This is a genomic window from Streptomyces sp. NPDC003720, from assembly GCF_042875075.1.
Taxonomy (GTDB): Bacteria; Actinomycetota; Actinomycetes; order Streptomycetales; family Streptomycetaceae; genus Streptomyces.
The window spans coordinates 385,700-398,518 of record NZ_JBIANZ010000007.1; the positions used below are offsets into that span (position 1 = coordinate 385,700).

The window sequence follows — 12,819 nt, forward strand, 5'->3', positions numbered from 1 at the left end:
GCGCCCTACAGGCACCGCTAGCGTGCAGGTCATGACGACAGCCGCCACTGACGCCGAAGACACCGGGGCGCACCCCCGTTTCGCCGAGGCCCTGCGCGCCGTCGGCCTCGACGAGGTGCTCGCCCGCGCCCGCCGCTTCCCCGAGGGCACCCGTACGGCCGCCGAGGCCGCGGCCGCGGTCGGGTGCGAGCTGAGCCAGATCTGCAAGTCGCTGATCTTCGCGGCGGACGGGGTGCCGGTCCTGGTGCTGATGGACGGGGCCTCGCGCGTGGACCTGGAACGGGTCCGCGAGGAACTGGGCGCCGCGAAGGTCACCCGGGCCGACGCCGGCCTGGTCCGCGAGACCACCGGGTACGCCATCGGCGGCGTGCCGCCCTTCGGGCACCGCACCCGCACCCGGGTCCTCGCCGACCGCTCCCTGCTCGCGCACGAGCTGGTGTGGGCGGCGGCCGGGAACCCGCACACGGTCTTCCCGATCGAGCCGAAGGCGCTGGTCGCCCACGCGGGCGCCGACCTGGTGGACGTCCGCGAGCAGACCGCGTGACGCCGCTGGTCACCACCGCGGTGCTGCTCGCCGCGGTCACGCACGCGAGCTGGAACGCCATCGCGCACCGGATCACCGACAAGCTGACCGGGTTCACGCTGATCTCCGGCGGCGGTCTGCTGATCGGGCTCGCCATGGCGCTGTTCGTGCCGCTCCCGGCCGGGGCCGCCTGGCCGTACCTGCTCGTGTCGGCGGCCGTGCACATCGCCTACTACGCCCTGCTCATGACCTCCTTCCGGCTCGGCGACTTCGGCCAGGCCTACCCGATCGCCCGCGGCACCGCGCCGCTCGTGGTGACCGTGCTGGCGGCGGTGTTCGCGCACGAGGTCCCCGGGCCGTGGGCGGCGGCCGGGATCGCCGTGTCCTGCGCCGGCCTCACCGGCGTCAGCCTGATGGGGCTGCGCGGCCGCCGGCCCGACTGGGCCGCGATCGGCGCCGCCCTGGCGACCGGTCTGACGATCGCCGGGTACACGGTGCTGGACGGCCTGGGCGTACGCGCCTCCGGGACGCCCCTCGGCTACATCGCCTGGCTGATGGCCGTCCAGGGAGTCGCCATCCCGGCGTACACGTACGCGCGCGTGCGGGGCGACATCGTCCGGCGGCTGCGCCCGTACGCGACGCTCGGCATGTTCGGCGCGGCGCTGTCCGTGGCCGCGTACGCCCTGGTGCTGTGGGCGCAGACCCGGGCCGCGCTCGCGCCCATCGCGGCCCTGCGCGAGTCCTCGATCATCGTCGGCGCGGCCATCGGCGCGGTGTTCTTCAAGGAGCGGTTCGGCGCGCCCCGCATCGCGGCGGCGGGCCTGCTGGTCGTGGGCATCGGGCTGATGCTGCACGCGGGGTAGGGCGGAAAGGAACGGTCGGAAGTGGTGACCCGGGGAAGATGACGTGGGACCACGAGGACGAGGACCCCGGGGTCACGAACCGTACGACAGGGAGCCGTCCATGACCGACAAGCCGACCGTCGCCGTTCTGGGCACCGGCATCATGGGTGCCGCGATGGCCCGCAACATCGCCCGCGCCGGGCTCGGCGTGCGGGCCTGGAACCGCACCAGGGAGAAGGCCGAGCCGCTGGCCTCCGACGGGATCCGGGTCACCGGCACGCCCGCCGAGGCGGTCGAGGGCGCCGACGTCGTCCTGACCATGCTCTACGACGGCAACACCGCCCTGGACGTCATGCGCGAGGCGGCGCCGGCGCTGCGCTCCGGCGCCGTCTGGGCGCAGTGCACCACCGCCGGCACCGAACTCGTCGCCGATCTGGCCGGGTTCGCAGGCGAGCACGGGCTGGTGTTCTACGACGCCCCCGTCCTCGGCACCCGTCAGCCCGCCGAGGCCGGCCAGCTCACCGTGCTGGCCGCCGGGCCGAGGGAGGGCCGGGAGACGCTCGCGCCCGTCTTCGACGCGGTCGGCGTCCGGACCGTGTGGACCGGTGACGACGGGGCCGCGGGCAGCGCCAGCCGGCTGAAGCTGGTCGCCAACAGCTGGGTCCTCGCGGTCACCGCGGCGGCCGGCGAGGCGCTGGCCCTCGCCAAGGCGCTCGACGTGGACCCGCACGACTTCTTCGACCTGATCGAGGGAGGACCGCTCGACATGGGGTACCTGCGCGCCAAGTCCGCCCTGGTGCTGGACGGGAAGCTGACCCCCGCCTCCTTCGCCGTGGGCACCGCGGAGAAGGACGCCCGGCTCATCGTCGAGGCCGGCGAGCAGGGCGGAGTGAGGCTCGACGTCGCCGCCGCGGCCGCCGAGCGGTTCGCCCGCGCCGCCGCCCAGGGCCACGCCGACGAGGACATGGCCGCCGCCTACTTCGCCAGCTTCGACGACAAGCCCGCCGGCTGAGAACCGCGATCCGGCACCGGGACCGAACGAGACCGAGGAGAACACCGTGTCGAAACCGCCGCTGCCGCCCGAGGCCCAGGAACTGCTGCGCCGCCCCAACCCCTGCGTCATGGCCACCGTGCGCTCCGACGGGGCGCCCGTCACCACGGCCACCTGGTACCTGTGGCAGGAGGACGGCCGGGTGCTGGTCAACCTGGACGAGGGCCGGGTCAGGCTGCGCCACCTGCGCCGCGATCCGCGCATCAGCCTCACCGTCCTCGCCGACGGCGACTGGTACACCCACGTCACGTTGATCGGGCGGGTCGCCGAGTTGCGGGACGACGAGGGCCTGGCCGACATCGACCGGCTGTCCGAGCACTACACCGGCAAGCCCTACCCGGAGCGGTCCCGGCCCCGGGTCAGCGCCTACGTCGAGGTCGAGCGCTGGCACGGCTGGGGCGAGTTCAGGGACAGCGACCAGGCCTCCACGTGACGTTCCGCCCGTCCGGGAGCACCCTGGAACCAGCGGGAATCACTGGTTCCGGAGGTGGCCGACATGATGAACACCACGGTGGGATGGCACGTCGAGCTGGAGTTCCAGGAAGACGACACGCACACCCGTGCGGCCGCTCTGGTGCGCCTGCCCGACGGCAGCGAGGTCCGGGCGCACGGGCACGCCAGCCGGCACAACGTCGACTCCAACCAGCCCCGGGTGGGCGAGGAGATAGCGGGCGCCCGTGCTTTGAACGAACTGGCGATGCAGTTGCTGACCAAGGCGCACGGCGAGATCGACGCGGAGTCCGGGCGGACCTCGCACCCGATCCACGTGTGACGCGGCCGGCCGTCTACCCGAGGGCCGCCAGTCCCGCGCGCACCGCCCGGACCAGCGCCTGCGCCCTCGGGTCCGCGGTCACGCTCTTGCGGAAGCCGTTGGTGACGTAGCCGAAGGCGACGCCGGTCTCCGGGTCGGCGAAGGCGAGGGAGCCGCCGCGGCCCGGGTGGCCGAAGGAGCCGGGCGACAGCAGCGGCGAGGCGCTGCCGTGCAGCATGAAGCCGAGGCCGAACCGGGTGCCGACCACGAGGACCCGGTCCGGCCCGGCCGACTGCTCGGCGCGGGCGAGTTCCATGGTCGCCGGGGTGAACAGCCGGGCGCCGCCGTCCACCTCGCCGATGAGCGAGGCGTAGAAGCGGGCCAGACCGTCGGCGGTGGCGATGCCGTTGGAGGCGGGCAGGGCCGCCGCGCGGTAGGCGGGCGCGTTCTCGTCCGGCAGGGGGGTGATCGCGGCGAAGGCGCGGCGGGTGAGGGACTCGGGGTCGGCGTAGGCCTCGGACACGGCCCGCTTGGGGCGGGTCCGCAGGGTGCCGGACGCCTGCGGCGCCTCCACGGGGCCGACCCGGCCGACGCGTCCCTGGTCCGGCTCGGGGAGTCCGAGCCACAGTTCGGCGCCGGCGGGCCGGGCGATCTCCTCGGCGATGTACGCGCCCACCGGCCGCCCGGTGATCCGCCGGATCAGCTCGCCGGTGAGCCAGCTGTAGGTCTGCGCGTGGTAGCCGTGGTCGGTGCCCGGCTCCCACACCGGCGCCTGGGCGGCGACGGCCGCCGCGCCGAGGTCGGGGTCGGCCGCCTCCTCGGGGGTCAGCGGGCGGTCCAGGACCGGCACCCCGGCCCGGTGCGCGAGCAGGTGCCGTACCAGGATGCGCTCCTTGCCGGCCGCCTTGTACTCCGGCCAGTACTCGCCGACCGGGGCGTCCAGGTCCAGCTCGCCGCGCTGGTGCAGCAGCAGGAGCGCGGCGGCGGCGACGCCCTTGGTCGCCGAGCGCACGACCTGCGCGGTGCCGGGCGCCCAGGGCGCGGTGCCGTCCACGTCCCGGGTGCCGCCCCGCAGGTCGACGACCTTGCGGCCGTGCCGGTACACGGCGACGGCCGCGCCCCGCTCCCCGAGCAGCTCGAAGCCGGCGGCGAACGCCTGCCTGACCGGCTCGAAGCCCTCGGCCACAGTGCCGTGCACGTCCACGTCCGCCGTCCTTTCCGATCGCCTGCGACAGTCGGTGCAACGGGGTCCGCGGACCTGCGATTCCTCGGCGGGACCGGCCCGGCGGAATCGTTACATCGACGTTGCCGCCGCGGGCATGTGCCCAGGGGTCACGTGCCCGCCGCCACGGACCTCGGGTCGAAGCCGAACGGCAGCTCCAGCCGGTGCGCCCGCATCAGCGCGTCGTCGGAGAGCAGCTCGCCGGTGGGGCCGTCCGCCGCGATCACGCCGTCGCTGAGGATCAGCGAGCGCGGGCACAGCTCCATGGCGTACGGCAGGTCGTGCGTGACCATCAGGACGGTGACGTCCAGCGAGCGCAGGATGTCGGCCAGTTCACGCCGGGAGGCCGGATCCAGGTTGGACGAGGGCTCGTCCAGGACCAGGATCTCCGGCTCCATCGCGAGCACGGTGGCGACCGCGACCCGGCGACGCTGCCCGAACGACAGGTGGTGCGGCGGCCGGTCGGCGAAGTCCCCCATGCCGACCAGGTCCAGGGCGGTGCGCACCCGCTCCTCCAGCGCGGCGCCCCTGATCCCGGCGGCCGCCGGGCCGAACGCCACGTCCTCCCGCACCGTCGGCATGAAGAGCTGGTCGTCCGGGTCCTGGAAGACGATGCCGACCTTCTGCCGGATCTCGGCCATGTGCCGCTTGCCGACCGGCATCCCGGCCACGGTCACCGTGCCGGCGCCGCCGCCCAGGATGCCGTTCAGGTGCAGCACGAGGGTGGTCTTGCCGGCGCCGTTCGGGCCGAGCAGCGCGACCCGTTCGCCGCGCGCGACGGAGAAGTCCACGCCGAACAGGGCCTGGTGGCCGTCGGGGTAGGCGAAGGCGAGGCCGGAGACCTCGAGCGAGGCAGGTGCAGTCACAGGATCCATCCCAGCAGACAGACGAGAAGGGCGGCGCAGGGGAGGGTCAGGGCGTGCCGCCACTGGGCCCGGGACGCGGTCACCTCGTCGATGACCGGCATAGAGCCGGCGTACCCCCGGCTGACCATGGCCAGGTGCACCCGCTCCCCGCGCTCGTAGGAGCGGATGAACAGCGCGCCCGCCGACTTGGCGAGCACGCCCCAATGCCGTACGCCCCGCGCCTCGAAGCCGCGCGACTCCCGGGCGATCCGCATCCTGCGCATCTCGTCGGTGATGACGTCGCCGTAGCGGATCATGAACGAGGCGATCTGCACGAGCAGCGGCGGCAGCTTCAGCCGCTGCAGCCCGAGCAGCAGTTCACGCAGCTCGGTGGTGGCGGCGAGCAGCACCGAGGCGGCGACGCCGAGGGTTCCCTTGGCGAGCACGTTCCAGGCGCCCCACAGCCCGTTGACGCTCAAGGACAGACCGAGGACCTGCACCCGCTCGCCCTCCGCCACGAACGGCATGAGCACCGCGAAGGCGACGAACGGCACCTCGATCAGCAGCCGCTTCAGCAGGAAGCCGGCGGGCACCCGCGCCAGGCGCGCGACGAGGGCGAGCAGCACGGCGTAGACCGCGAACGCCCACATCGCCTCCCGCGGGGTCGAGACCACGACGACCACGAACGCGAAGGCGGCCGCCAGTTTGGTGTGCGGCGGCAGGGCGTGCACGGGCGAGTGCCCGTGCCGGTAGAGCCGGTGCGCGTGTCCCGCTCCCACGTCAGGCGCCCGTGCTCGCGGTGGAGGCGGGGGAGACGTCCGCGTCGCGGCGCCTGCGCACCGCCCAGAACACCGTGCTTCCGGCGACGACGGTGACGCCGACGCCGATCACGCCCGCGAGGCCGCCGGACAGCCGGGAGTCGGAGACGTCCCTGACGCCGTAGTCGGCGAGCGGGGAGTCGGACGAGGCATGCTTCTCGGTCTTCTTGTCGATGCCCTGGTCGTGCGCGACCTTCTCCAGGCCGTCGGGGTTCGCCGAGGCGTAGAAGCTCACGAAGCCGGCGAGGACCAGGGAGGTGACCAGGCCGGTCAGCCACAGGGTGCGCCGGGAGGCGCGTGCCGCCACCGGCGCGGTCGGCGCGGGGGCGTCCACCAGCTCGCCGTTCACCCGCAGCCGCAGACGCTGCCGCAGCCCCCGCGCGCCGTGCACCAGGTCAGGGCGCACGGCGACCACGGCGCCCACGGTGAGGGCGGTGATCACGGCCTCGCCGAGGCCGATCAGCACATGGACGCCGATCATCGCGGTCGCCACCTTGCCGATGGAGACGTCGGTGGTGCCGCCCACGGCGTACATGAGCGTGAAGGCGACGGCGGCGGCCGGCACCGAGACCAGCGCGGCGACGAAGGAGGCGACGGTGACCGAGCGCCGCTTGCGGGGCAGCACGGCGAGCAGTCCGCGGAAGACCGCGTAGGACACGACCGTGGTGACGATCGCCATATCGGTGATGTTCACGCCGAGCGCGGTGAGACCGCCGTCCGCGAAGAGAACGCCCTGCATGAGCAGCACGACGGACACGCAGAGCACGCCCGTGAAGGGGCCGACGAGTATCGCGGCGAGCGCTCCTCCGAGCAGATGGCCGCTTGTTCCGGCCGCCACGGGGAAGTTGAGCATCTGTACGGCGAAGATGAACGCGGCCACGAGACCGGCCAGTGGAGCGGTGCGCTCGTCGAGTTCGCGGCGGGCACCCCGCAGGCTCACCGCGATGGCGCCGGCGGCGACCACTCCGGTGACGGCGGAGACAGGGGCGTTGATGAATCCGTCAGGTACGTGCACCGTACGATTTTAGGGCCTTGTTGCGAAGGGTTTGCAAGAGAGACGTCGTTTCCGTCTCCCGGATGTGCAAATCGGAAAATATGGGACATTAGAGAAGAAGCGGAGGTATAACTCTCGCTTCAGTGACTGAGCGTGAAAGGGCGGTCCGATGTCTGTAGTCGAGCAGTACGCGCGCGCCCATATCGTCACGGACGAGGAGGATCCGGGGGCGGTACCCGTCGTCCTGCGCTACGACCCCGACCGCGATCCACGGTCCGTGCGCATCGGTCTGCCCGGAACGCAGGAGTGGACCTGCTCCCGCGACCTGCTCGAACAGGGCCTGACCGCACCCGCCGCCAGCGGCGACGTACGGGTGTGGCCGTGCGGACGCGTCCAGGCGGTCGTCGAGTTCCACGACGACGGCGGCGTCTCGGTGGTGCAGTTCGAGTCGAAGGCGCTGATCAACTTTCTGCTCCGCACCTACCGGGCCGAACCGGTGGTGAGCTGAGCCGAGCCGGTGGCGCTCAGCTCCCCTGCTTCAGCAGCGCCGCGACGATCGGCCCGGCCGTGTCACCGCCGTGCCCGCCCGCCTGGACGACCCCGGCGGCCGCGAGGTCGCCCCGGTACGCGGTGAACCAGCCGTTGGGCTTCTTCTGCCCGTCGACCTCCGCCGAGCCGGTCTTCGCGCCGTAGTCGGGGCCCAGGCCGGACATGGCCTCGGCGGCGGTGCCGTAGGCCGCCGTGTACCGCATCAGCTCCCGCAACTGGCCCAGCGTCCTGCCGGACAGCGTGCGGGACGCGGTGGCCAGCTTGCGGTGGTCGACGGACGGGGAGACCAGGTACGGCTGGTGGAAGCCGCCCGACTGCACGGTCGCGGCGACCGAGGCCATGTTCAGCGGGTTCATGCGTACCCCGCCCTGGCCGATCAGCGACGCCGCCATCTGCGCCGCCGACTGCACCGGCACCGAGCCGTCGAAGGTCGGCACGCCGATCGCCCAGTTGTTCATGGACAGGCCGAACACCTGCTGGGCCTGCTTGGTCAGGTCGTCGTTCTCCAGCTTCTTCGCCTGGCTGATGAAGGCGGTGTTGCAGGAGCGGGCGAAGCTCGCCTTGAACGTGCCGCCCTTGATCTCGAAGTCGTCGTCGTTGTGGAACTTCCAGCCGCCGTAGGTGAACGTCTTCGGGCACGGGTGCTTCTCGTCCACCGAGGCCAGGCCCTTGTCGATCAGCAGCGACGAGGTGATGACCTTCATCGTGGAGCCGGGCGCCAGCGAGCCCTGGAAGGCGGTGTTGAAGCCGTGCCCGCTGTTGGCGACCGCGAGGATCTCCCCGGTCGAGGGCCGCACGACCACCACCGAGGCCCGGTCCTGCTTGCCGACCTGCCGCTCGGCGGTCGCCTGCAGGGCCGGACTGAGCGTCGTGCGCACGGTCCCCGGCGTGCCCTTGCTCAGCTCCAGCAGCGTCTTGTCGGACAGCTCGGCCGCCTTGGACGCCTTGCCGCGCACCACGCGCAGCTCTACGCCCGCCTTGCCGCCCGCGGTCTTGCCGTACTTCTCGCGCAGCCCGTCCAGCACGGTGCCGAGCGAGGGGAACCGCGCGGCCGTCAGCTCCCCGCCGTCGCGGTCCAGCGCCGTCACCGGCGGGGTGCCGGACGCGCCCGTGACGAGCCGGTCGCCGTCCTTCAGGTCCGGGTGGACGACCGAGGAGTGCCAGTCGACCAGCGGTTCGCCGTCGCTCTTGCGCCGCACGACCGTCAGCGAGCTGTCGTAGCCGAGCGGCTTGCCGGTGCTCTTGTACGACACCGTCGCCTTGACCGAGAACGGCACCCTGGCGCCGGCGGCCTTGCCGGGGGTGAGCGTGACGTCCTTCAGGTGGGCGTCCTCGGCGGCGCCGGTGAGCAGTTCCGCCGCGGCGGCCGGGTCGTCGGTGGCGGCCGCGGCCTCGGTCACCCTGCCGTGCTGCCAGGCGGTGAGGAAGCGGGTGGAGGCGGTGCGCACCTCGACGGCGCTGAGCGGGCCGGTCTTGACGGCCGGGCGGGACGGCCGGTCGTCGGCCGCCGCCCCGCCGCCGTACAGCGCGTAGGCGCCGATCCCGGCACCGCCGACGACCACGGCGATCATCCCGCCGAGCATCACCGGTCTGTTCCTCCGCCGCTCGGCGACGCGCCTTCTCTTGCCCACAGCCCTCAGTTCCTCCGCGCCTTCACCGGCGTTCCCGCGCCCCGCACACCCCAACGACGCCGACCAGCCTAAAGTCCCCGGCCGCGCGGGTGACGTCAGCCCGCGGTCCGTAGCACGCCTGCGACAATCGGCCCGGCCGCGTCGACGCCGTGCCCGCCGTCCTGGACCATCGCGGCGGCGGCCACGTCGTTGCGGTACCCGGCGAACCAACTGTCCGACTTCTCCTGCCCGTCGGACTCGGCCGAACCCGTCTTCGCGCCGATGCTCCCGCCGAGCCCCGACATCACGGTGGCCGCGGTGCCGCTGGTCGCGGTGCGGTTCATCATCGCGCGCAGCTGCTGGACGGTGCTCTGCGACAGTCCGCGGGCGCGGGCCGGCTCCCGGTGGTCCAGGGCCAGCGGCACGATCACCGGCTGCCGGAAGGCGCCGGTCATGGCGGTCGCCGTGACGGAGGCCATGTTCAGCGGGCTCATCTGCACCTGGCCCTGGCCGATGAGACCGGCCGCCGTGTCCGGTCCGCCGGAGGCGGGCACCCGGCCGTCGAAGGACGGCACGCCGATCTTCCAGTCGTTCCGCCCGATGCCGAACCGGTCCTGCGCCTCCTTGGTGAGGCCGTCCACCCCGAGGTCGTCGGCGAACTTCACGAACGCCGTGTTGCAGGAGCGGGCGAAGCTCTCCGAGAGGGTGGCGTTCTCGTTCGGCGGCATGTTCTTGAGGTTGTGGAACGTCTGGCTCTGCCAGACGGCGGTCGGCGGGCACGGAGCCTTGCCGTTCGCGCTGGTCAGACCGCTGTCGATGAGGGCCGCCGCGCTGATGATCTTCATGGTGGAGCCGGGCGGGCGGGTGCCGAGCAGGGCCGCGTTGAAGCCGTCCTCACGGTGGTTGGCGACGGCCAGGATCTCGCCGGTGCTGGGCTTCACGGCCACGACGGACGCGTCCGGGTACTTCCGCACGGCCGTCTCCGCCGCCGTCTGCGCGCTCGCGCTGAGCGTGGTGCGCAGTTTGCCGGGCCTGCCCTTGGCCAGGGTGAGCAGGGTGGTGTCGGCCGGGCTCTCCTCGCCGGCCCCCTGGTGGCGTATGACCAGCTCCACGCCGGGCTTGCCGTCCGTCGTGTCGCCGTACCTCTTGCGCAGCTCGTCCAGGACCGGGCCGAGCGAGGGGTACTTCTCCTGCGTCAGCACCTGCCCGTCGCGGTCCACCGCCTCGATCTCGGGCGCCGCGGCCTCACCGGTCGCGAGGGTGTCGCCGGCGCGCAGCCGGGGGTGCACGACGGAGGGCTGCCAGTCGACCAGCGCGCGGTGCGAGGTCTCGCCGCGCACGACGGTGAGCCTGCTCTCGTACTCGAGCGGCCGGGTCTTCCCCTGGTACGACACCGTTGTCCGGACCGTGAACGGCACGGTCGCGCCGGTGGCCGCGCCGGGCGTGACGCGCACCTTGGTGAGGTGGGCGTCGTTCCGGTACGCCGTCAGCAAGTCCCGGGCCTTCTCCGGGAAGTTGGTGTACGACGCGGCCGTCGCGGCGTCCCCCTTCTCCCACGCGGCGAAGAACCTCCCCGTGGTGTCCTTCACCTCGTCCCGGCTGGGCGGCCCGGTCCGGACGGCGGCGGCCCCCGTGCCCCCGTCGCCGCTCAGCGCGGACAGGATGTTGTAGGCGCCGTAACCGGCGCCCCCCAGCATCACCGCGCACACCCCGCCTATGACCCCGGCCTTCACTCCGCTGCGCATCAGGCGCTCCCTCTCCCCGTCACCCCGTTGGGACCTGCCGCGCCCGGAAGTTTCCTGAACGCGTTCAAAAGCAGGCCGCAGCGGAACTGTAAGCGGTTGCGGGGCTGTTGTGGCCGCGGTTGCCGATTGTTGTCCTAACAGAGACGTCGCCGTACGGGCGATCAGCCGACATGTGCGGCAATAGTGCGTGCGCACTCCATCGACTCGGCGTGAGTGGTGTCCACTTCGAGGTCGTAGACCACCCCCCTATGCACAAGCTCCGCCTGCGAAGCGGCCATTCCGGCGACCCGGTCACCCCGCGCGACCTCGCGCCCCGCGGCCACACCGGCATCGCACCGGACCCCCACCCACAACACCCCGAGCCCGTCCAGCGCCTTCCGCCACCGCCCCTGCGACTCCGCCCCGCCGAGGAACACCTCGTCCACGACGACTCGGGCCCCCGCCCGCACCATCGCGGCGACGCCCTCGATCCAGGCCGCCTCCAGCTCCCGGAACTCCGCGCCGACGACCACCTCGCCGTCCGCCCCGAACCCGATCCCCCCGTCCCCGGCCCGCATGGACCCCGGCAACGCGTCGACGAACGTGTCCGTCCCGAACGCCAGCCACGCCCCCGGCAGCACCGCCTGAAGACACCGCACGATCCCGGACTTCCCCGAACTGGACCCACCGTTGAGCACGATCACTTGAGTCGTCACGGGGTCACGGTAGGGGGATGGGGCCGGGCCCGAAACGGAATATCGGGGGCCGTGGGGCCGTCAGTGGGCGGTCGGCGGCTGTTCCACGACGAAGGAGCCCTTGCCGCGAACTGTGACGATGAGGCCTCTTTCGCGGAGTTCCTGCGCGGTGCGCCGTGCGGTGAGCCGGGCGACCCCGTACTCCTCCGCGAGGTGGTTCTCCGAGGGGATCGGCCTGTCCGGCGCCAGCTTCCCGGTCGCGATCTGCTTCGCGATGACGTCGGCGAGCTGGATGTAAAGCGGCCTCGCGCTCATCGGGTCGAGAGCCGGCTTCGGCTCCTCTGTATCGCTCATACGTCCAACGTAGGCATGACTACACCTACACGTTCGGATGGATCCCTCTGTACTTGTATGTAGAGGACTACATGCCGGTATACGTTCTGGACCGTAAGACCCCGGCGAGGTGGCTAGACCTCCCGGGGCGCGGCCAACGCTTCCTAGGAGCGCCGACATGCACGACCTTATCCGCCGCCTCGCCCATTGGCTGGCCCTTCTCCTCGGCCCGGGCACCGGAGCCCACCGAGCCGGGGACCCCCGCCCTCCTCAGCCCCTGCCCAGGCGCCCCACCCGCTCCCTCCGCCTCCCCATCCACCGCTCGCCGTACTGCCTCCACCTCCCCCTGGACGGCTCCGAATCCCGGCTCGTCCGCCCCTACCTCACGGCCCACGAGCAGGAAAGGGCACGTCAACGGCATCGCCGCCGCGTCCTTGTCCTCGCCGCCGACTTCGGCATCGACCTCGACCAGCACGTGATCGGCGCGGAGAGGACTGCGGCCTGATGGACCCCCGCACCAAGCTCAGGCTGCTCCCCTGGTCGTCACCGGAGGGCAAACCCTGTTTCCTCGCCACCGCCGGCGAGGGCGGTTACCTCTCGCGACTTGCCGACGAGACGGAGGACCTGCAACTGTCCGAAGGCCTGGAGGTGCTGGTCGCGGCCCGGAAACTGCTCGGTGACCCGCTGTCCCCGAACGTCGAGGTCCGCTACACCGCGATCCGGCTCTCGGAATGCCTGGCCGACGCACTACGCGTAGCCGAGTCCCGCGGCCGCCGCCTTCCGGTGCCGGGCGACGCCGACACCGAGTAGACGCGAGGGCCGCGGTGACGGTCCGGGGGGCACGGCATGCTGCCGCGCCCCC

16 protein-coding genes are annotated in these 12,819 nt (G+C 72.6%); 8 read left to right on the forward strand and 8 right to left on the reverse strand.

The window, feature by feature from the left end:
* Positions 1 to 31: 31 nt before the first annotated feature.
* The 5 genes from ACFYU0_RS21615 to ACFYU0_RS21635 all read left to right on the forward strand — a co-directional run bounded on the left by ACFYU0_RS21615 (position 32) and on the right by ACFYU0_RS21635 (position 3,188).
* Positions 32 to 544: a YbaK/EbsC family protein gene (locus ACFYU0_RS21615; RefSeq protein ID WP_351664894.1), complete on the forward strand. Its 513-nt coding sequence runs from the start codon at positions 32 to 34 to the stop codon at positions 542 to 544.
* Positions 541 to 1,386, forward strand: coding sequence for an EamA family transporter (locus ACFYU0_RS21620; RefSeq protein WP_389303440.1), 846 nt, complete (start codon positions 541 to 543; stop codon positions 1,384 to 1,386). Before ACFYU0_RS21615 ends, ACFYU0_RS21620 begins: the two co-directional genes overlap by 4 nt.
* A 100-nt stretch (positions 1,387 to 1,486) precedes the next feature.
* Positions 1,487 to 2,377 carry an NAD(P)-dependent oxidoreductase gene (locus ACFYU0_RS21625; protein ID WP_351664890.1) on the forward strand — a complete coding sequence of 297 codons (891 nt, stop codon included), beginning with the start codon at positions 1,487 to 1,489 and terminating at the stop codon, positions 2,375 to 2,377.
* A gap of 46 nt (positions 2,378 to 2,423) precedes the next feature.
* Positions 2,424 to 2,849: a PPOX class F420-dependent oxidoreductase gene (locus ACFYU0_RS21630; RefSeq protein WP_351664888.1), complete on the forward strand. Its 426-nt coding sequence runs from the start codon at positions 2,424 to 2,426 to the stop codon at positions 2,847 to 2,849.
* A 63-nt stretch (positions 2,850 to 2,912) separates the two neighbouring features.
* Positions 2,913 to 3,188, forward strand: coding sequence for a DUF1876 domain-containing protein (locus tag ACFYU0_RS21635; protein WP_351664886.1), 276 nt, complete (start codon positions 2,913 to 2,915; stop codon positions 3,186 to 3,188).
* A gap of 13 nt (positions 3,189 to 3,201) precedes the next feature.
* Here the strand turns inward: ACFYU0_RS21635 and ACFYU0_RS21640 are convergent, their stop codons facing one another.
* From ACFYU0_RS21640 to ACFYU0_RS21655, 4 genes are all read right to left on the reverse strand, one after another.
* The gene (locus tag ACFYU0_RS21640) at positions 3,202 to 4,371 is read right to left on the reverse strand and encodes a serine hydrolase domain-containing protein (protein ID WP_389303443.1); all 1,170 of its coding nucleotides are present in this window, start codon (positions 4,369 to 4,371) and stop codon (positions 3,202 to 3,204) included.
* 128 nt (positions 4,372 to 4,499) lie between these two features.
* The gene (locus ACFYU0_RS21645) at positions 4,500 to 5,264 is read right to left on the reverse strand and encodes an energy-coupling factor ABC transporter ATP-binding protein (protein ID WP_389303446.1); all 765 of its coding nucleotides are present in this window, start codon (positions 5,262 to 5,264) and stop codon (positions 4,500 to 4,502) included.
* Entirely contained in the window at positions 5,252 to 6,013 is a 762-nt protein-coding gene (gene cbiQ / locus ACFYU0_RS21650; protein WP_351664879.1) for a cobalt ECF transporter T component CbiQ, read from the reverse strand. The genes ACFYU0_RS21645 and cbiQ overlap by 13 nt, the downstream gene beginning before the upstream one ends.
* A 1-nt stretch (position 6,014) precedes the next feature.
* The gene (locus ACFYU0_RS21655; protein WP_389303450.1) at positions 6,015 to 7,067 is read right to left on the reverse strand and encodes an energy-coupling factor ABC transporter permease; all 1,053 of its coding nucleotides are present in this window, start codon (positions 7,065 to 7,067) and stop codon (positions 6,015 to 6,017) included.
* A gap of 148 nt (positions 7,068 to 7,215) precedes the next feature.
* Here ACFYU0_RS21655 and ACFYU0_RS21660 point away from each other — a divergent pair, with 148 nt between their 5' ends.
* Positions 7,216 to 7,554, forward strand: a complete 339-nt coding sequence (locus ACFYU0_RS21660) for an SsgA family sporulation/cell division regulator (RefSeq protein WP_351664875.1) — start codon at positions 7,216 to 7,218, stop codon at positions 7,552 to 7,554.
* A gap of 16 nt (positions 7,555 to 7,570) precedes the next feature.
* Here the strand turns inward: ACFYU0_RS21660 and ACFYU0_RS21665 are convergent, their stop codons facing one another.
* From ACFYU0_RS21665 to ACFYU0_RS21680, 4 genes are all read right to left on the reverse strand, one after another.
* The gene (locus tag ACFYU0_RS21665; protein ID WP_389303454.1) at positions 7,571 to 9,226 is read right to left on the reverse strand and encodes a penicillin-binding transpeptidase domain-containing protein; all 1,656 of its coding nucleotides are present in this window, start codon (positions 9,224 to 9,226) and stop codon (positions 7,571 to 7,573) included.
* A 95-nt stretch (positions 9,227 to 9,321) separates the two neighbouring features.
* Positions 9,322 to 10,950, reverse strand: a complete 1,629-nt coding sequence (locus ACFYU0_RS21670) for a penicillin-binding transpeptidase domain-containing protein (RefSeq protein WP_389303456.1) — start codon at positions 10,948 to 10,950, stop codon at positions 9,322 to 9,324.
* A 161-nt stretch (positions 10,951 to 11,111) separates the two neighbouring features.
* Complete coding sequence (gene cpt, locus ACFYU0_RS21675; RefSeq protein WP_389303459.1) at positions 11,112 to 11,645, reverse strand: chloramphenicol phosphotransferase CPT; 534 nt, start codon at positions 11,643 to 11,645, stop codon at positions 11,112 to 11,114.
* A 60-nt stretch (positions 11,646 to 11,705) separates the two neighbouring features.
* Positions 11,706 to 11,978, reverse strand: coding sequence for a GntR family transcriptional regulator (locus tag ACFYU0_RS21680; protein ID WP_351664867.1), 273 nt, complete (start codon positions 11,976 to 11,978; stop codon positions 11,706 to 11,708).
* Between the two features lie 157 nt (positions 11,979 to 12,135).
* On the opposite strand from ACFYU0_RS21680, the gene ACFYU0_RS21685 reads away from it, so the two are divergent.
* Entirely contained in the window at positions 12,136 to 12,462 is a 327-nt protein-coding gene (locus ACFYU0_RS21685; RefSeq protein ID WP_389303462.1) for a hypothetical protein, read from the forward strand.
* The gene (locus ACFYU0_RS21690) at positions 12,462 to 12,767 is read left to right on the forward strand and encodes a hypothetical protein (RefSeq protein ID WP_389303465.1); all 306 of its coding nucleotides are present in this window, start codon (positions 12,462 to 12,464) and stop codon (positions 12,765 to 12,767) included. The genes ACFYU0_RS21685 and ACFYU0_RS21690 overlap by 1 nt, the downstream gene beginning before the upstream one ends.
* The last annotated feature ends 52 nt before the right edge of the window (positions 12,768 to 12,819 follow it).